This window comes from Streptomyces adustus, from assembly GCF_009377175.1.
In the GTDB taxonomy this organism is placed as follows: Bacteria; Actinomycetota; Actinomycetes; order Streptomycetales; family Streptomycetaceae; genus Streptomyces; species Streptomyces adustus.
In genome coordinates this window covers 1-17,585 of sequence record NZ_VJZD01000205.1, presented here as the reverse complement: position 1 = coordinate 17,585, position 17,585 = coordinate 1, and the positions used below count along the sequence as shown (strand labels likewise).

The window sequence follows — 17,585 nt, the reverse complement described above, 5'->3', positions numbered from 1 at the left end:
ACCGGCAAGGAGGGCGAGACCTTCACGGCCGGCTCGATGGGCTCGTACACCATCGGCAAGGACGGCGTGATCAGCCTCGGCAAGCCGACCGTGTTCGACGCCAAGAACATCGACCAGTTCAACTTCTGATTCACCAAGGGGTGTTGATGCAACGCGTGTGCTTCCTGCTGAAGGTCCGGGCGGAGCGCCTCGACGAGTACCGCGAGCGGCACGCCGCCGTGTGGCCGGAGATGCTCGACGCGCTCTCCGCCACCGGCTGGCACAACTACTCGCTGTTCCTGCGCGAGGACGGCCTGCTCGTCGGCTACCTGGAGACCGAGGACTTCGCGGCCGCCCAGGCAGGCATGGAGGCCACCGACGTCAACGCCCGCTGGCAGGCGGAGATGGCGCCGTTCTTCGAGTCGCTGGACGGCGCCAGACCCGACGAGGCGATGAAACCCCTCACGGAAGTCTTCCACCTCTCCTGACCTGGAGCCCCGGGGCTCGAACCCGCAGCGGGTTCGAGCCCTCAGGCGGCTCGGGCGGCCTTCCCGGGGCCCGAGCCCCCGCCAGGACCGGAGCCTCCCCCCACGACCGGAACCACGACTGGAAACCCCATGACTGGAGTCCCCATGAGAAGACGCACGGTTCTCGCGAGTGCCCTGGCCGCCGCGGTGGCCGTCCCCGCCACGGCCCGGGCGGCCACCCCCGGCCCCTCGGTCACCGCGTCGGGCACGACCCTGCTCGACGCGCAGGCGATCTACTTCGTCTCCTACGACGGTCTCGTCAACAACAACGCCTTCCAGAAGAACGGCCTGCTGACGTACAAGGGCTACCAGTACGCGGCCTGGTACACCGCCACCCGCAACGCGGTCGTCGCCCGCAGGGCCCTGGGCGCCACCGGCTGGTCCACGATCACCCTCTCCCACCAGCTCAAGAGCGACGACTCGCACAACGTGATCTCTCTGGGCGTCTCCAGGACGGACGGCCGGCTGCACCTGAACATGGACTCGCACAGCGACGGCTTCTTCTACGTGAAGTCGGTCGCGGGCCTCCTCGACAACCCGGCGAGCACCGCCTGGACCGCGGCGGTCCTCGGCTCCGTCCAGACCACCCTCGACGGGCTCGCGCTCACCTCGCAGTTCACCTACCCGCAGTTCATCGCCACCCCCGAGGGCAGACTCCAGCTCGGCTACCGCGTAGGCGTCTCCGGCAACGGCCGCAACGCCCTCGCGGAGTACGACGGTTCGGCCTGGCAGGCACTGGGGGAGTGGACCTCCGCCACCGGCACCTACACCAGCGAGCACGGCTCCAGCACCGCCCGCAACATGTACCTGCACGGCATCGACTACGACACCGGCGGCCGGCTGCACTCCTTCTTCACCTGGCGCGAACAGAACAGCGCCGTGATGTGCAACAGCGGAGGCATCACCAACCACGACACCGGCTACGTCTACTCCACCGACCGCGGCCGCACCTGGCGCAACGACGCCGGCACGCTCGTCGCCACCACCGGCGGCTCCGACGTGGTGGCGGTCACCGACAGCGGCCTGGTCGTCGACGCCCTCAACCCCGACCACTCCCTGATGAACCAGGAGAGCCAGGCCACCGACTCCGCCGGACTGCCGCACGCGATCATCAGCTACGTACCCGGCCGCTTCGGCCAGTGCACCACGAACTACGTCACCGACCGCACCGCCAACGGCCGCGCCTTCCACCTGCGCAAGAACGCCTCCGGCGGCTGGCAGAAGACCGAGATCCCCGTCGCCCTGAACTCCAGCCAGCGCACCAAGCTGGTCCTGGACAAGTACGACAACGCCTACGCCGTCCTGCCCTACGGCCGGATCGCCGGCGCTTCCAGGTCCTCCGGGTACACCGACTGGACCCTGCTGTACGACGCCGCCGCGCTGAACGCCTTCGGCGAGGTCGTGATCGACGAGTGGCGTGTCAAGGCGGACAACGTGCTGTCGTTCATGTACCAGGAGAAGTCCAGCGGTACGACCCCGTCGGCACTTCGCGTCGCCGACTTCGCCCTGCCCGCCTGATCACCCTTGTTCGCCCGGGGCCTGGCGGTAATGTGAAGCATTCCCGCCGCCCCTTGTTCCTCTGGAGGTCCCCGCCCGATGGCCCAGTCGGTGGGTATCAAGGACGTCGCCCGTGCTGCCGGAGTCTCCGTCGGCACGGTCTCGAACGTCATCAACCGCCCGGACACGGTCGCCGGTGAGACCCGGGCCCGGGTGCTGTCCGCGATCGACCGGCTGGGCTACGTCCGCAGCGAGTCCGCGCGCCAGCTGCGCGCGGGCCGCAGCCGGATCATGGGGCTGCTCGTCCTCGACATGGGCAACCCCTTCTTCGTGGACGTCGCGCGCGGGGCCGAGCGGGCCGCGCGCGAGGCGGGGCTCGGCGTGATGGTCTGCAACAGCGCGCAGAACCCGGGCGAGGAGGCCGAGTACCTCTCGCTCTTCGCCGAGCAGCGGGTGCGGGGCGTGCTGCTCACCCCGGCCGACGCCACCGGCCGCAACATCGAATCCTTCCGCCGGCACGGCATCCCCTTCGTCCTGGTCGACCGGGTGGCGGAGGGCACCACCGAGTGCTCGGTCTCCGTCGACGACGTGGCGGGCGGCGCGCTGGCCGTACGCCATCTCGTCGACGCCGGGCACCGCAGCATCGCCTACGTCTGCGGGCCGCCGGGCCTCAACCAGGTCCGCGACCGCCGGACCGGCGCCCTGAACGCGCTCGCCGAGGCGGGCCTGGGCCCCGAGGCGCTGCGCGAGCTGCCCACCGAGCGGCTCGACGTCGCGGCGGGCCGGGACGCGGGCGCCCGGCTGCTGGGCCTCGCCGACCGGCCGACCGCCGTCTTCTGCGCCAACGACCTGCTCGCCCTCGGCGTCCTCCAGGCCATGTACGCGGCCGGGGTCGGCGTCCCCGACGACCTCGCGATCGTCGGCTACGACGACATCGAGTTCGCGGCCGCCGCGGCCGTCCCGCTCACCTCGGTACGGCAGCCCGCGGTCACCCTGGGCGCGCTCGCCGCCGAGCTGCTCCTGGAGGAGACGGAGGCGGAGGGCGGGCGCAAGGCCCACGAACACCGACGGGTGGTGCTCCAGCCCGAGCTGGTCGTCCGGCGCTCCAGCCTTCCCGGGCGCTGAGTCGTCGTTCAGTAGCTGTTCATGATCCCCGGTCGGGCCGCGCCGTCCCGGGTGTGCTGAACTGGGACGGCCCAGTCCGTCCGTATGGGGAGCCCTGTTGACCGTCAGTTACCGCCAGCCCGGTGTCGTCCTCACCGACCGTCACTTCACCGTCCCCCTCGATCACGACGACCCGACCGCAGAAACGATCCAGCTCTACGGCCGGGAAGTCGTCGCGAGCGACCGGGCACGCCAGGACCTGCCCTGGCTCGTCTACCTCCAGGGCGGCCCCGGCTTCGGCGCCAACCGGTTCGTCGGCCGGCAGGCCTGGCTCGGCCGCGCCCTGGAGGAGTACCGCGTCCTCCTCCTGGATCAGCGCGGCACCGGCCACTCCACGCCCGCCAACCGTCAGACGCTCCCGCTGCGCGGCGGCCCGGCGGAACAGGCCGACTACCTCGCCCGCTTCCGCGCCGACTCCATCGTCCGGGACTGCGAGGCGATCCGCCCCCAGGTCACCGGTGGCGCCCCCTGGACCGTCCTCGGCCAGAGCTTCGGCGGCTTCTGCACGGTCACGTACCTGTCCAAGGCGCCCGAAGGCCTGGCGGCGGCCATGCTCACCGGCGGCCTGCCCTCCCTGCACGCCCACGCCGAGGACGTCTACCGCGCCGCCTACCCGCGCATCGAACGCAAGGTCGTCGCCCACTACGCCCGCTACCCGCAGGACGTCGAGCGCGCCCGCCGCATCGCCGACCACCTCCTCCACCACGAGGTGACCCTCCCCAACGGCTACCGGTTCACCGTCGAGGCCTTCCAGTCCCTCGGCATCCTCCTCGGCGGCGCCGAGGGCAGCCACCAGCTGCACTTCCTCCTCGAACGCGCCTTCGTACGCACCCCGCGGGGCCTGGAGCTGTCCGACGCCTTCCAGGAAGAGGTCCAGGGCCTGCTCTCGTACGCCGGGCACCCCCTGTACGCCCTCGTCCACGAGGCGATCTACGGCCAGGACGGCCGCCCCACCGCCTGGTCGGCGGAACGCGTCCGCGCCGAGTTCCCGCAGTTCGACGCGGCCAAGACGCTCACCGGCGACGCACCCCTGCTGTTCACCGGCGAGTCCGTGCACCCCTGGATGTTCGACTGCGACCCGGCGCTGCGCCCGCTGCGCGAGACCGCCGAACACCTCGCCGCCCGCACCGACTGGCAGCCCCTCTACGACCCGGCGCGTCTGGCCGCCAACGAGGTGCCGGTCGCGGCGGCCGTCTACCACGACGACATGTACGTCGACACGGCCCACTCCCTGGAAACCGCCCGCGCCATCCACGGCCTGCGCCCCTGGGTCACGAACGAGTTCGAACACGACGGCGTACGCGCAGGCGGCCCCCGAGTCCTGGACCGCCTGCTGGCACTTACGCGCGACGAGGTGTGAGCCTGTCGGCGCGTCGACAGGCCGTCGGGCAGGGCCGGATCCGAGGGATCTCCGATCCGGCCCTGCCCGACGCCTGCTGTCCGCCGTCCGCCGTCCGCCGTCCGTCGCCCGCCGCCCGGGGCCGAGCCGCCGTGTCGGCCTGTGTGCAAAGTCGTTGCTGTCTGCCGGTGACGTCGGGTTGGATGGTCCGATGGAGCGCATAGAGGCCGAACTGCTCACAGACGGCGGCAACGACGCCGTGGTGCGCCTGCCCGGCAGACGGTTCCCCGGGGTCCTGGTGCAGGGCGACTCCCTTCACATCCTCCGCAGCGACGTGGCCGAGCTGGCGACGGCATGCGAGCGAGGCGACCTGGATGAAGCGCGGGACTGCGCCGGCCTCCTCCTGGTGAACCTGGATGCGCTGCTGGCGCGGTACGAGACCGCGTTGAGCGAGCACGAGCTCCCGCGACCGTACTGAGCTGTCGGTCCACCGGCAACGCGCCGGTCGAGTCGGTCCGGTCGGCGACCGGGCGGGGACGTCTTCGTCGGCGGGACGACCGAGCAGCACCCCGACCGGCCGAGTGCGGCGGCAGAGATCCCTTGAATGGGCGATGAACGGCAGCGTCCGTACCTGTGATGCTGGACGCGACGGCCTGGCCACCGGCAAGGCACCGCCCATCATCAGGAGTGATCGCCTCATGGACACGATGCGTGCAGTACGCGGGCACCGGCGCGGGGGCCCCGAACAGCTCGTCCACGAGACCGCACCGCGTCCCGAGCCCGGCCCGGGCGACGTCGTCGTCGCGGTGCGGGCCGCTTCCATCACCACCGGAGAACTCGCCTGGGACGCCACCTGGACCGACAGCTTCGACGGATCCGGGCGGGACCGGACGCCCATCGTTCCCGCGCACGAGGTGTCCGGCGTCGTGGTCGAGCAGGGGGCCGGGGTCACGGCTCCCGCCGTGGGCGCCGAGGTGTACGGACTCATCCCGTTTCTGCGTGACGGAGCCGCCGCCGAGTACGTCGCCGTACCGGCCGGCGTCCTCGCGGCCAAGCCGGACGGGCTGGACCACCCGCGCGCGGCGGCCGTCCCCCTGGCGGCGCTCACGGCATGGCAGGGACTGGTCGACCAGGCCCACCTGGAGCCCGGCCAGCATGTCCTCGTCCACGGCGGCGCCGGAGGAGTCGGCTCGTTCGCCGTACAGATCGCCGCCGCGCTGGGCGCCACGGTCACCGCGACCGCCTCGGCCCGCGACACCGGGTTCGTCGCGGGCCTCGGCGCCCGGCACGTCATCGACTACGCGGCCGGCCGGTTCGACGACCAGGTGGCCGACGTGGACGTCGTGTTCGACACGGTGGGCGGCGTCACCCAGACCCGCTCCTGGAGCGTTCTGCGGCCGGGCGGCGTCCTCGTCAGCATCGTCGCGCCCCCCGACCCCGGCGCGGCCGAGGACCCTGCCACACGCGGGGTGTTCTTCGTCGTCGAGCCGGACCGCGACGGGCTCGACTCCATCAGCGAGCTGATCACGAGCGGACGGCTGAGCCCGCAGATCGACCGGGTCGTTCCCCTCGCGCAGACCCGCGCCGCGTACGAGGCGCTGGAGAAGGAGCACCGGCGCGGCAAGGTCGTCATCCACGTCGCGGACGGACAGCCGACCGCGGCGGTGCCCTAGTGTTTGGCGCCGTGACAGCGCAGATACCCGACGAGGTGCTCTTCGAGGGGCGTCGGTTCGCGTTGACCGCGGTCGACGGTGGGGGCCTCTTCGACCCGGCCGGGCACGGTCTTGAGACGAGGCCGGGTGGTACTGCCTGCTACCGCGGGCACATCTGCCGGTACACCACTGCCGGGCAGCGACTGACGTTGCAGGATCTCGAACTCGGCTCGGAGCATGAACCGCCCCCGCTGTGCGGTGTGCGTCCACGACAGGACGCGGAGTGCCTGGAATGGCGCTACCGCCGACCGGATCTTCCGATGTCCTTCACCGGACGTCTGCTCATCGGGACTGGTGACGTCGCGGACTCCCCGTACCTGAACATGGGATTCCGGCCGGCCTGGATGTACAGCGACGTCCGCGAACTCACCTTCCGGGACGGTCGCCTGCTCACCGCCACCGACCACTCTGCGGAACTCGCCGCGGTGCGGTCGGAGGCGGCGGGGCCGGTTGCGGGGGAGCCCACCGGGCAGTGGATCTCTCGCACGTTTTCCCTGTCCTACGACTACAGCTGGCCGGGACGCTCCTGACACCCCTGCCTCGGAAACGACCTCTGACGTGGTCAGGCCACCCGTTCCGGGCGCTCCCGCGAACAATCACCTTTCTGCCGGCCCTCTTCCCGGGGGCGTTGGCGGAGGGGCTGCTCCAGGCGCTCCCTCGTGGAGCGTGCGGCGCCGTCGGCCCGCGGTGGGCAGTCCGCCCGCCGTCGGCCGCTGACAACCGGAGCACAGCGGGCGGCAGCGGCCGGCCGGGCTCGGGTGGACCTTGCGGCGCGTCTACTTCGCCAGGGATTCGGCGACGAGTCGCCAGATCTCCGCGGCCAGGTCCATGTTGCCGCTCCGCTGGGCCTGCTCGGCGAGCTCCCGCAGCCCGGCGAGTGCCGGAGCCTGCTCGCCCTCCAGGAGCAGGACGCGGTTGCGCAGCACGTCGAGCCTGATCCGGTCCTGGTACGACAGCAGGTCGTCGAAGCCGACCAGCTGGTCCAGCAGCGAGCGCGCCTCGTCCAGGCGACCGGTGACGACGGCGACACGGGCGCGCACCGCCAGCAGTTGCTGCTCAACCGTCGGTGTGCCTGCGAACGGCAAGGCTCCCTGGACTTCCTCGACGCGCCGCCGGGCGGCTTCCGTCCTCGGCGGATCGACCATGAGATCGAGCCGGGCCAGATTGAGGCGCAGGCGCATCCACACCGTCAGATCGTCCCGACCGTCGAAGCCGCGGGCAGCCTCCTCCATCAGCTCGGTCGCGGCACCGAGATCACCTTGACGGGTACGGATGTTGGCAGCGGTCCACAGGGCCTCCGCCCATCGCGGTCCCGAGCCTCCCTTCGTCAGAGTGAGCAGCTCGTCGGCATGGCCGGCGGCGTCGGGGTGCCGTCCGGCCTCGCTCAGCGCCGACACCAGGGCAAGCAGCGTCGAGATCTGCACGCGGGCCGGCAGTTGCTCGCTCTTGGCCAGCTCGTGGGCGCGCGTAGCGGTGTCGACGGCGTCGGCGATCTCACCGGTTTCGCGCATGCAGCGGGCCAGGTCGGCCAGCGCCCTGGCCCGCAGCTCGGGCAGCCCGATCTCCGTGCTGAGCGCGACCAGTTCGTCGAGGCACGCCCGCTGCTCGGCGTACTCCTGCCGCCGTCGGCGCCAGTCGGCGACTTGCCAGAGCGCCTGCCAGCGCAGCAGTGGATCCTCGCCACCCGAGGCCTTGAGCGCTTCGCTGAGCGTCTCGCCGGTTTCGTCCTGCCCCAGTCCGGTGACCAGTGTCAGGCTCTGTGCCAGCGAGGTCGCCGTGGATTCGGTGAGTTCGGCCGGGCTGATACCCAACTGTGCGGCCAGATGCGCGACGGCCCGCTCGGTGGGCTGACGCGCACCGGACTCCAGCCGGGACAGGTATCCCGCGGACATGCCCTCGCCAGCGAGCGCGGCGAGCGTCAAGCCGCGCTCGGTCCTCAGTTGCCTGAGCCGGCGGCCGAAGACTGGCTGGTCGAGCATGTCCGAACTCCTGGTCAGCAGGTGATGTCTTCCGACATCCGGAAGGGTGCGTCACGCGCGAGCCTAACTCATTTGCCCAAAGCGTGGCAATCTCTTGCCGTTCCAGGACCGATCATTCGGCACGCATGGCAAACATGCTTGGCAACTACTTGCCAAAACTGAGGCAATGGTCCTAACATTCCTGTCGTTCGCCGGACGAACCCGTCCCGGCCGACGCCCCCGAGAGTCACAGGATCAGGAGCGCACGATGCAGAAGTTCGACACCCCCGCCCCGGTCTCCGCCGTCCTCGACATCCCTGCGGGACGCATCCGGTTCGTCGCCGCCGACCGGACCGACACCACGGTCGAGGTCCTGCCCGCCGACGCCTCGAAGAGCCGCGACGTGAAAACGGCGGAGCGGACCGCGGTCACCTACGCGGACGGCGTCCTGCGGATCGAGACTCCGGCTGCCGACAACCGGACGCTCGGCAGCTCCGGGTCCGTCGAGGTCACCGTTCAGCTGCCGGCCGGCTCCCACGTCGAAGCGAAGGCGGCCAGTGCCGAGTTCCGGACCGTGGGCCGACTCGGCGACATCGTCTTCGCGGGTGGCTACCGCTCGGTCGAGATCGACGAGGCCGCAAGCGCCCGCCTCACCGTCCTCGACGGCGCCGTCTCGGTCGTCCGCCTGAGCGGCTCCGCGGAGATCAGCACCCAGCGGGGCGGCATCCGGATCGCCGAGGCCGTGCGCGGCACGGTCGCCCTGCGCACCCGGCAGGGCGACATCTCGGTCGACGCCGCAGGCGGAGTCTCCGCCTCCCTGGACGCCGGCACCACCTACGGCCGCATCAGCAACGCACTCGGGAACACCGACGGCGGCGCCCCGGACCTGACCATCCACGCGACCACCGCCCACGGCGACATCACCGCCCGCAGCCTCTGAGAAGAAGGAGCTTCCACCATGGCCAAGACGATGAAGACCACTTCCTCGACCGATTCGCAGTGGACCGGCATGGTTCCGGTCGACGACACGGCCCTGGCCGTCACCGACACCGGCGGTCCCGGTATCCCCGTGATCTACCTCAACGGCCAGTTCGCCACCCAGGGATACTGGCGGCGGGTCATCGCCGAACTGGGCACGGGATGGCGCCACATCACCTACGACGAGCGGGCCCGCGGCAAGAGATCGATGTGTTCGGCGGACTACTCCTTCGAGGCCGCCGTCCGGGATGTCGATGCGGTTCTCGCCGCCAGGGGTGTGGACCGGGCACTGGTGGCGGGCTGGTCCTACGGAGCGTTCGTCGCCGCGCACTGGGCCGGCCGGAATCCGGACCGTACCCTGGGCGCGGTGCTGGTCGAGGGCGCGCAACCGTACGACTGGCTGGACGAGGCCATGGAGATGCGGATCCGGAAGCTGTTTCGGCGGATGGGCTGGTTCATGCCGCTGCTGCGCCCGACGGGCCTGACCCCGCGGATGAACGCCGAACAGATGGCGGACATCAACATCGAACTCGGCAAGCTCGCCCGCGAGCGCGAGCTGGGCCCCGTCCTGGACGACATCACCGTCCCGACGCGGTACGTGGTCGCTTCGGGGACGTCCCTCGGAAGCAGCGGTGACGAGCAGGAACGGATCCGCGCCGGCCTCGATGCGGTGACCGCCCGCAACCCGAACATCCGCATCAGCGCGAAGGTCGCGAGCAATCACGATGCGATCCTGAAGAAGGACTTCCTGGCCGTCGCCGAGGCCGTACGCGAGGTCACCGCCCTCGACCGCGAGGGGCGCTGAAGACACGACCGGCGGACTGACGGTCGGCCGACCGTGCCGACCGTCGGTCCTTGTCGTCGTCCCCCTCGACCACCTCAGTGCCGGCTCGGGTGACAACGGCGCGATCAGCGACCACAGTTCATCCGACACGGCCGAGGACTGCGGTCCAGGTCTCCACTCATGCGACCTTGCGGACGGGTTGAGGGAGCAGCCAGGTCCGGGGCCCCAACCCCCGGACCGAGCACCCGGGTTGACTGCTTTCGGCTCAGCCTGCCCAGCGGGGGTCGAGGGCGATGGACTGGAGCTTTTCGAGGGTGAGCGGGGGCCGCGGCCGGGTGACGGGGCCGCCTTCGGTGGCGGCGTTGACTTCCTGGACGACGACCCGGCGGCCGTCGGGGTGGAGGGTGTCGACCAGCCAGACCACGGCGGAGCCGCCCTTCTCGGACGCCCGCTTGGCGCGCATGACCAGGGTGCCGTCGGCCAGGGTCAGCGCCTGGCACTCCAGGTACTCGCCCTCGCAGTGCATGTGACCGGCGACGACGTCGCCCATGTCGAGCTGGGCGTTCACACCGATCATGCTCTTGCCGTGGCCGTCGTCCCAGACCAGTTGGGCGTAGCCGTCCTGGTTGAACTCATCGCTGATCTTCCCGCCCTTGGGGAGCAGGGACTTCAGCACCCTGGCCATCTGACGGCCGGTCAGTATCGTCCCGTCCGAGCCGGAGCGAGCGGTGGACGAAGCCGAGTGGGCGGCCTTGCCGGCGACGGGCTGCCCGGCGGCGGAGGCCTGGGCCGCCGCGCCGAGTCCGAGGCCCAGGGCGAGGCCGGCGGTGATGGCTGCGATACGGCGGACGCGGCGGCGTCCGAGGGTGTTGCCGTGCATGAGTGTGTCCCTCGTTCCGGGTCGGTGGACGTCCTCGCAAGGGACTGCCGAACGCGCCGTCGTGGGTGCGCTCGGGCATGGGTGTCCCCGGGGACGGGTGGGTCGTGTGGATGCCGCTGTGGTGAACCCGTCGGCCGGTGGGGCCGTACTGCTCGGGGCGACACCAAGAGCATCGGCGGTTGCGGCGGCGGGTGGCAACCGCCGGCGCCCATTCCGCAGCGGTGGAACCGTCTCAGGGCTGTTGACGTGCAGAGATACGGGTTGCCTGAGATGCCGTTCCGGAATGGGACGGCCTTGTGCGGGCGGACGCGTCGGCGCGATCGGCTTCGCCGTCCCGGCCCAGGCCGATACCACCGCTCAACTCAGCGCGTACGTCAGCGACGGCTGGGGTGGTGGAACCATCACCAGCAACCCCGCCGGGATCAACTGCCACACCTCGGCGTGGGATCCGTACGCCGGTGACCAGCCGCCCGCCCCGACCGGCACCTGCACGGCGAGCTTCCCGATCGGGACCACGGTCCACTTCAGCGCCACAGCTGACTCGGGTTCACACGTCAACATCCCGCCCGACCCGAATCCCGTGACCGTACGGGTCGGCTACAACTTCACGGGAGTCGTGTTCTGCCCGGACGACGGTCTCTGTTCCTCCTGACGCCGTGACCGGCTCTTGCCGTCGAGAGGGTGGCGCAGGGCGTCGGGTAGCGTTTTCGCGGCGTGCCGGCCGTGGTGTTCGCGGCGTTGGGTCGAGGGGGAGATGCAGTGGACGACGCGGAACTGCTCGCACGGCGTTTCGAGGAGCATCGGGGGCATCTGAAGGCGGTCGCCTACCGGATGCTCGGCTCGCTCGCCGAGGCCGAGGACGCGGTCCAGGAGACCTGGCTGAGGCTCGCCCGGACCGAGACGGAGGAGATCCGCAACCTTGGAGGCTGGCTGACCACCGTGATCGGGCGGGTCTGTCTGGACCTGCTGCGGTCGCGCGCCGCGCGCCGTGAGCAGCTGACGGAGACCGGGGGCACCTTCGACGCCCTCGACACCTTCGTCCCCGACCCCGTGGTCGGCCCGGCGGCCCGGATCGACCCGGAGGCGGAGGTGCTCCAGGCCGACTCGGTGGGCCTCGCGCTCCTCGTCGTGCTGGAGACCCTGGAGCCCGCCGAGCGACTCGCGTTCGTCCTGCACGACATGTTCGCGGTGCCCTTCGACGACATCGCGCGGATCGTCGACCGCAGCCCGGCCGCGACCCGGCAGCTGGCCAGCCGGGCCCGGCGCCGGGTGAAGGACGTCGCACCGCCGGCCGAGCCCGACCGCGGACGCCAGCGCGCGGTCCTGGAGGCCTTCCTCGCCGCCTCCCGGGCAGGCGATCTGGAGGGGCTGGTCGCCGTCCTGCATCCGGACGTGGTGCTGCGTGTCGACTCCGGTGCGCTGGTGCGAGGCGCGGCCGCGTCCAAGGTGGTGCGCGGGGCCCGGCCGGTGGCCGAACAGGCGGCGATGTTCGCCCGGTTCGCGCACGCCACCCGGCTGGTGTCGGTCAACGGTTCGCTGGGTCTCGCCACCGTGCCCGACGGGCAGCCGCAGTCGGTCGCCGCCGTGACCGTCGTCGACGGCCTGATCACCGGCATGTACCTCCTGGCCGACCCGGAACGCCTGGGCCGCCTCGGCCTCGACAGCCTGGTGGACTGAACGACGGCCCCGATGCCTGGGCCGACCGGCGGCGGGCCCGAGGGCCGGCCGGTCGGCTCAGGCGGCGAAGGTGAGCGGGCCGAGGGCGCGGCACGGGCCCACGACCCGCCCGTCGGGCAGCAGTTCACCGGTGTCGTCGAAGACGATCGTGCCGTTGCACAGCAGGCTCCAGCCCTGCTCGGGATGGGCCGACACGGTCACGGCGGAGTGGTGGTGCGTGCTGTCCGCGCTGGGACAGGGTGGCTGGTGGCTGCACATGACGTCTCTCCTCGATCCGCTGGCTCCTGCCTCGGCCGGCTCCTCTCCCCTTGGTAGCCGACGTTGTTTTCCGTTGGATGAGGAGTCCCCCACAGGACCGGAAACACCGCGGTGAGATTTGGGCGGCGACCCGACGCCGGGCTCAGTCGTCCGCCCGGTGGGCCGGGGTGCGGTGTTCGAGGTGCAGTCGCAGGCCCTCCGGCATCAGCGTCAGCCGCTCGGTCACCCGCAGCCGGTAGTCGGGGTCGGGCCGCAGGTCGTAGCGGCGCAGCAGCAGGCCGAGCACCAGCGTGGCCTCGTGCAGCGCGAACTGGCGGCCGATGCAGGCCCGGGCGCCGGTCCCGAACGGCTTGAAGGTGTGCGGGGCGCGGGCCCGTACCGCCTGGGCGTCGAAGCGGTCCGGGTCGAAGCGCTCGGCGTCCGGCCCCCACACCTCGGGGTCGCGGTGCAGCATCGGCGTGAGCACCAGCGCCCACGCGCCCCGCCGCATCGGGTGCGTCCCGCCCAGCACGGTGTCCTGCCGGGCCTCGCGGGCGAAGGCGGGCGCCGTCGGCCACAGCCGCAACGACTCGTCCAGCACCCGGCGCACATAACGCAGTCGGGCCACCTGCTCGTACCCCGGCACGGCGGCGTCGCCCCACACCCGGTCCACCTCGGCGCGGGCGCGGGCCGCGACCTCGGGGTGCCGGGAGAGATAGTGCAGGGCGAAGGAGAGCGCGCCCGAGGTGGTCTCGTGGCCGGCGACCAGGAACGTGACGACCTGGCGGCGTACGTTCTGCGCGGACAGCCGCTCCCCGGTCTCCGGGTGCGCGGTGCGCAGCATTCGGTCGAGCAGGTCGCCGCCGTCACCGCCCTCGCCGTCGTGGTGCGCCGCGCGCCGGGCCCGTACGAGGTCGTCGACCGTGCGGTTGAGGTAGGCGATGTCGGCGGCGTTGCGCCGGGATGCCCGGCGCAGCAGCAGCGGGGTCAGCGGCGCGGGCACGGTGTTCAGCCGCTGGGCGTGGCTGAGCGTGCCCACCATGGCGGTGACGAAGGGGTGCGGCCGGGAGCGTTCGAAGGAGGCGAAGTCGTGCCCGAAGCCGGTGCGCGCGATGGTCTCCAGGGTCAGCCGGGTCATGTCGCCGGCCACGTCCACCGACCGGCCCGCCGTCAGCGCGCGGTCCCAGTGGTCGGTGAGCCGGGCGGCCACGTCCAGCATCATCGGGTGGTAGGCCGCCATGGCGTCCCGGCTGAAGCCCGGGGCCAGCACGTCGTGCGCCAGCTGCCAGTTGGGCTCGTGGTTGTACGCGGTGAACAACGCGTCCCCGACGACCGGCCGCAGGTTGGCGATCCCCAGCCCGACGTGCTTGGCGAAGCGGGACTCGTCCGCCATGTCGGCCGCGAGCCCGGCCCCCCACACGAAGACGAACTCGTGGCCGAACACCCGGCGCCGGAAGACCGGCCCGAGCTGCCGGGCGAACCGCATCGAGTCCTGCACGGGGGTGCGCCGACTCGCGCCGACGAGGTCGCCGAGCAGGGGCAGCCGGTGCGGTGGATGAGGGATGCGGTCCAGCTCGGGCCAGCCCTGCTCGGCGCTGCGGAACCCTCTCGGCAGCGCGCCGCCGGGAGGCGCGGTAGCGGCCGCCGGCTGCTCCGGCCCCGCCGCCCCGGCCGTCCCCGCCGGTTCCGTGCGTGCCGTGCCCGCCGATCCGGCCGCCTTCGCCGGTTCCGCCGCCCCCGCCGGGCCCGTTGCCTTCGCCGTCTCCGCCGTCTCCGCCATGACGTGATCTCCCTCGATCAGCGGCGCGTCACTCGTGTTGTACGTGGGTTCAATAACGGTTTCAGTGTGATCCCGCCGCTGAACCGGCGTCAAGTAAAGTGCCGCCATGGCCGCGAACCAGGGGCAGCGCGCACGTCGTCGGCTCAGTACCGAGGAGCGCAGGGAGCAGCTTCTGTCGGTCGGCGCGCGGCTGTTCTCGGAGAGTCCGTACGACGACGTGTGGATCGAGCAGGTCGCGGAGATCGCGGGGGTGTCCCGGGGCCTGCTCTACCACTACTTCCCGACCAAGCGGGACTTCTTCGCGGCGGTCGTGGAGCGCGAGAGCGAGCGGATGCTGCGGATGACCGCGGCGGTGCCCGGCGTCCCGGTGCGCGAGCAGCTCACTGCGGGTCTCGACGCGTATCTGGAGTACGTCCACTCCCACGCGCACGGATACCGCGCCTTCCATCGCGCGGACGCGGCCGGCGACCAGGCCGTGCGCAGGGTCTACCGGCGCGCCCTGGCCGCCCAGGAGCGCCAGATCCTGGCGGCCCTCGCCGCCGACCCGGAGTTCGGCCCGGTATTCGAGGAGCGTCCCGACGTACGGCTCGCGGTGCGCGGCTGGCTCGCGTTCACCACCGCCGTCTGCCTGGAGTGGCTGCGGGGGGAGAGCGTGTCGCGGGAGCAGGTGCGGGAGCTGTGCGCGCGGGCGCTGCTGGGCGTCATCTCGTAAGCGGATCTCGGATCCCAGCGGCTCCCGGACCTCGTTGACTGGACCTCGTGACCGGATCTCGGGAGCGGGTGCGTGCCGTGTGGTTGGCGTGCGCCCCGATCTTCGATAAGTTAGGCAAGGCTTACCTAAGGAGGTTTCGGGATGGGTGACAGCCAGACCTGGACGGCCGCGCCTTCCGCGGCGGAGCGGGCGCGTTCGGTGCTCGCCGCCGCGTGGTCGTGCGCGGTGACCGCGGACGGCGGACGCGAGGAGTACGTCGGCGCGCACGCCGTGGACGCCGACGGCCGGGTGCTCCTGCACGTGCCCGACGAGAGCGCCCTGCGCACGGCCGCGATCTGCGCGCCCCGCGGCGAGCCGTCCGCCGTCATGGAGTTCGCCGACGTCGCCCCGGTCCCCGTGCGCAACCGCATCCGCGGCCGGCTCTGGCTGGCCGGCTGGTTCCAGCCCGTGGACGGCCACCTCCTCTTCCGGGCCACGCGCGTGGTGCTGCGACAGCAGTCCGGGGCGACGGTCGTCGACCTCGACGAGTTCGCCGCCGCCCGGCCCGACCCGCTCGCCACGGCCGAGGCCCATCTGCTGACCCACCTCGCGGACGCCCACCCCGACGCGGTCGAACGGCTCACCCGGCTGCTCCGGCCGGACAGCCTGTACGGCGCCGTACGCGTCCAGCCGCTCGCCGTCGACCGGCACGGACTGACCCTGTGCGTCGAACGGTCCCGCACCCACGGCGAGGTGCGACTGCCCTTCCACGCGCCCGCCGACGACGTCACCCAGCTGACCGAGCGCATGCACGTCCTGCTCACCCAGGCGAGCGCCGCCGCCTGCCCGCGTTCCCTACAGCGGCAGCGCACAGACCGCGAGGGGTGAGGCGAACGGGTCGCCCGCGAGCCGCAGCCCGCCGCGCTCGGCGTCCACATGGAAGGCGCTGACCGTGCCGGAACGCTGGTTCGCCGCGAACAGCAGCCTGCCGTCCGGCGAGAACGCGATCTGCCGCGGGAAGTCGCCCGCCACCGACACCGTGCCGAGCATCCGCAGCCGCGCGCCGTCCGCCTCCACCGCGTACCGCGCGATGCTGTTGTGGCCCCGGTTGGCGAGGAAGGCGTAGGAACCGTTCGCCGTCACCAGGAACTGCGCCGGGTAGTTGGTGCCCTTGCCGCTCCCGGTGGACTGCGGATCGCCGACGGTCAGCCGGCCGGTGGCCGGGTCGTAGCGGCAGACGGCCACCGTGTCGTCGACCTCGTTGGCCAGGTAGGCGTACCGGCCGCCGGGGTGGAAGGCCAGCTGGCGCGGCCCCGCGGCCGGCCGGGTGTGCGCCCGCGCGACCTCGGTGAGCGTGCCGGCCCGGTCGTCCAGCCGGTAGGTGTAGACCGTGTCGGTGCCGAGGTCGACGGCGAGGACGTGACGGCCGTCCGGCGCGGTGACGAACTGGTGCGCGTGCGGGCCGTGCTGGCCGGGGCCGGGGGCGGGGGAGGAGTGCGTCACCCGGTCCGTGCGCTCGCCCGGCGCCCCCGACGCCTCGATCGGGTGCACGCTCACGCTGCCCGAGCCGTAGTCGGCGGTGAGCAGCCAGCGTCCGCCCGGGTGGACCGACAGATGGCAGGGCGACGCGCCGCCGGTGGCACGGCTGCCCAGCACCCGGCCGTCGGACAGCCGTACGGCGGTCACGGTGCCGTGTTCGCGCTCGTTCACCGCGTACAGCGTCCGGCCGTCCGGGTGCACCGCGAGATACGACGGGTCGGCGACGTCGGTGAGGACGCCCGAGCCGGTGGTGGTGATCAGGCCGGTCGCGCTGTCGTAGGAGGCGAGCCCGATGCCCTTGCCGCCGCCCTCGGGAGAGGTGTAGGTACCGACGTAGAGCGGGCGCGGGCCGGCGGGGTCCGAGGATCCGCCAGACGCGTCCGGGGCCGGCCGCCGGGACCCGGACCCGGTGCCGGACGCTCCGGTTCCCGCCGTCGCGGGCGCCCGCGAGGCCTCCGGCGAGGTCCCGCAGGCGGCCAGGGCCGTCGCCGCGGCTGCTCCGCCGAGCGCGCCGACGAAACGGCGCCTGCTCCAGCCGCCGCGCGACGCTTCTGCCCCACTGCCCATCTGCGCACCTCAGGTCGTCGGTGGTCCCGGTCGTCAGGCCACCCTGACGCGCGGCGCCCCCGAAGCGCAAAACGACCGGTGGGTGTTGCACAGGGTGCAACACCCACCGGTGTCCGGGCCCGCTACCAGTCGCCGTCCTGCACCGGCTTGCCCGGCGGGTCCTTCAGCGGCCGCACCTGGTGGGGCGACGGCTGCTGCCAGGGCTCGTGACGTGACGGAAATCGTCCGACGGGTACCGTGCGGTTCCGCCATCATCGGACCGCCCGACCGCCCGAC

18 protein-coding genes and 1 pseudogene are annotated in these 17,585 nt (G+C 72.1%); 14 read left to right on the top strand and 5 right to left on the bottom strand.

Annotated elements, in window-relative coordinates:
* From FNH09_RS34870 to FNH09_RS34835, 8 genes and pseudogenes are all read left to right on the top strand, one after another.
* A pseudogene (locus FNH09_RS34870) lies at window positions 1-129 on the top strand (rhamnose ABC transporter substrate-binding protein); the annotation flags it as partial.
* Between the two features lie 17 nt (window positions 130-146).
* Window positions 147-467 carry an L-rhamnose mutarotase gene (locus FNH09_RS34865; RefSeq protein WP_152893892.1) on the top strand — a complete coding sequence of 107 codons (321 nt, stop codon included), beginning with the start codon at window positions 147-149 and terminating at the stop codon, window positions 465-467.
* Between the two features lie 144 nt (window positions 468-611).
* The gene (locus tag FNH09_RS34860) at window positions 612-2,024 is read left to right on the top strand and encodes a BNR repeat-containing protein (RefSeq protein WP_152893891.1); all 1,413 of its coding nucleotides are present in this window, start codon (window positions 612-614) and stop codon (window positions 2,022-2,024) included.
* 78 nt (window positions 2,025-2,102) lie between these two features.
* Entirely contained in the window at window positions 2,103-3,128 is a 1,026-nt protein-coding gene (locus FNH09_RS34855; RefSeq protein WP_152893890.1) for a LacI family DNA-binding transcriptional regulator, read from the top strand.
* A 97-nt stretch (window positions 3,129-3,225) separates the two neighbouring features.
* Window positions 3,226-4,527 (top strand): alpha/beta fold hydrolase, encoded by a 1,302-nt coding sequence (locus tag FNH09_RS34850; RefSeq protein ID WP_152893889.1) that lies wholly within the window; start codon window positions 3,226-3,228, stop codon window positions 4,525-4,527.
* Window positions 4,528-4,717: 190 nt separating this feature from the next.
* Complete coding sequence (locus tag FNH09_RS34845; protein WP_152893888.1) at window positions 4,718-4,984, top strand: DUF6959 family protein; 267 nt, start codon at window positions 4,718-4,720, stop codon at window positions 4,982-4,984.
* A 220-nt stretch (window positions 4,985-5,204) separates the two neighbouring features.
* Complete coding sequence (locus FNH09_RS34840) at window positions 5,205-6,179, top strand: NADP-dependent oxidoreductase (RefSeq protein ID WP_202919822.1); 975 nt, start codon at window positions 5,205-5,207, stop codon at window positions 6,177-6,179.
* 11 nt (window positions 6,180-6,190) lie between these two features.
* On the top strand, window positions 6,191-6,748 hold the full coding sequence (locus tag FNH09_RS34835) for a hypothetical protein (RefSeq protein ID WP_152893887.1): 558 nt from the start codon (window positions 6,191-6,193) through the stop codon (window positions 6,746-6,748).
* 246 nt (window positions 6,749-6,994) lie between these two features.
* On the opposite strand, the gene FNH09_RS34830 is transcribed toward FNH09_RS34835, so the two are convergent.
* Window positions 6,995-8,197: a helix-turn-helix domain-containing protein gene (locus FNH09_RS34830; RefSeq protein ID WP_152893886.1), complete on the bottom strand. Its 1,203-nt coding sequence runs from the start codon at window positions 8,195-8,197 to the stop codon at window positions 6,995-6,997.
* Between the two features lie 247 nt (window positions 8,198-8,444).
* Here FNH09_RS34830 and FNH09_RS34825 point away from each other — a divergent pair, with 247 nt between their 5' ends.
* Both FNH09_RS34825 and FNH09_RS34820 read left to right on the top strand, forming a co-directional pair.
* Window positions 8,445-9,116 (top strand): DUF4097 family beta strand repeat-containing protein, encoded by a 672-nt coding sequence (locus FNH09_RS34825; RefSeq protein ID WP_152893885.1) that lies wholly within the window; start codon window positions 8,445-8,447, stop codon window positions 9,114-9,116.
* An 18-nt stretch (window positions 9,117-9,134) separates the two neighbouring features.
* Entirely contained in the window at window positions 9,135-9,959 is an 825-nt protein-coding gene (locus FNH09_RS34820) for an alpha/beta fold hydrolase (RefSeq protein ID WP_238427293.1), read from the top strand.
* Between the two features lie 244 nt (window positions 9,960-10,203).
* On the opposite strand, the gene FNH09_RS34815 is transcribed toward FNH09_RS34820, so the two are convergent.
* A complete protein-coding gene (locus FNH09_RS34815) occupies window positions 10,204-10,818 on the bottom strand; it encodes a hypothetical protein (RefSeq protein ID WP_152893884.1) in 615 nt (204 codons plus the stop codon).
* Window positions 10,819-11,101: 283 nt separating this feature from the next.
* Here FNH09_RS34815 and FNH09_RS34810 point away from each other — a divergent pair, with 283 nt between their 5' ends.
* Together FNH09_RS34810 and sigJ are read left to right on the top strand one after the other, a co-directional pair.
* Complete coding sequence (locus tag FNH09_RS34810; RefSeq protein WP_238427292.1) at window positions 11,102-11,470, top strand: hypothetical protein; 369 nt, start codon at window positions 11,102-11,104, stop codon at window positions 11,468-11,470.
* Window positions 11,471-11,577: 107 nt separating this feature from the next.
* A complete protein-coding gene (gene sigJ / locus FNH09_RS34805) occupies window positions 11,578-12,495 on the top strand; it encodes an RNA polymerase sigma factor SigJ (protein WP_162469557.1) in 918 nt (305 codons plus the stop codon).
* Window positions 12,496-12,552: 57 nt separating this feature from the next.
* Here the strand turns inward: sigJ and FNH09_RS34800 are convergent, their stop codons facing one another.
* A complete protein-coding gene (locus tag FNH09_RS34800; protein ID WP_152893883.1) occupies window positions 12,553-12,753 on the bottom strand; it encodes a DUF5999 family protein in 201 nt (66 codons plus the stop codon).
* 142 nt (window positions 12,754-12,895) lie between these two features.
* The gene (locus tag FNH09_RS34795) at window positions 12,896-14,512 is read right to left on the bottom strand and encodes a cytochrome P450 (RefSeq protein WP_152893882.1); all 1,617 of its coding nucleotides are present in this window, start codon (window positions 14,510-14,512) and stop codon (window positions 12,896-12,898) included.
* A 106-nt stretch (window positions 14,513-14,618) separates the two neighbouring features.
* On the opposite strand from FNH09_RS34795, the gene FNH09_RS34790 reads away from it, so the two are divergent.
* Both FNH09_RS34790 and FNH09_RS34785 read left to right on the top strand, forming a co-directional pair.
* Window positions 14,619-15,224, top strand: a complete 606-nt coding sequence (locus tag FNH09_RS34790) for a TetR/AcrR family transcriptional regulator (protein ID WP_152893881.1) — start codon at window positions 14,619-14,621, stop codon at window positions 15,222-15,224.
* Between the two features lie 141 nt (window positions 15,225-15,365).
* Window positions 15,366-16,091, top strand: coding sequence for a DUF2470 domain-containing protein (locus FNH09_RS34785; RefSeq protein WP_152893880.1), 726 nt, complete (start codon window positions 15,366-15,368; stop codon window positions 16,089-16,091).
* On the opposite strand, the gene FNH09_RS34780 is transcribed toward FNH09_RS34785, so the two are convergent.
* Window positions 16,059-17,309, bottom strand: coding sequence for a lactonase family protein (locus tag FNH09_RS34780; RefSeq protein ID WP_152893879.1), 1,251 nt, complete (start codon window positions 17,307-17,309; stop codon window positions 16,059-16,061). The genes FNH09_RS34785 and FNH09_RS34780 overlap by 33 nt on opposite strands.
* Window positions 17,310-17,585 lie beyond the last annotated feature (276 nt).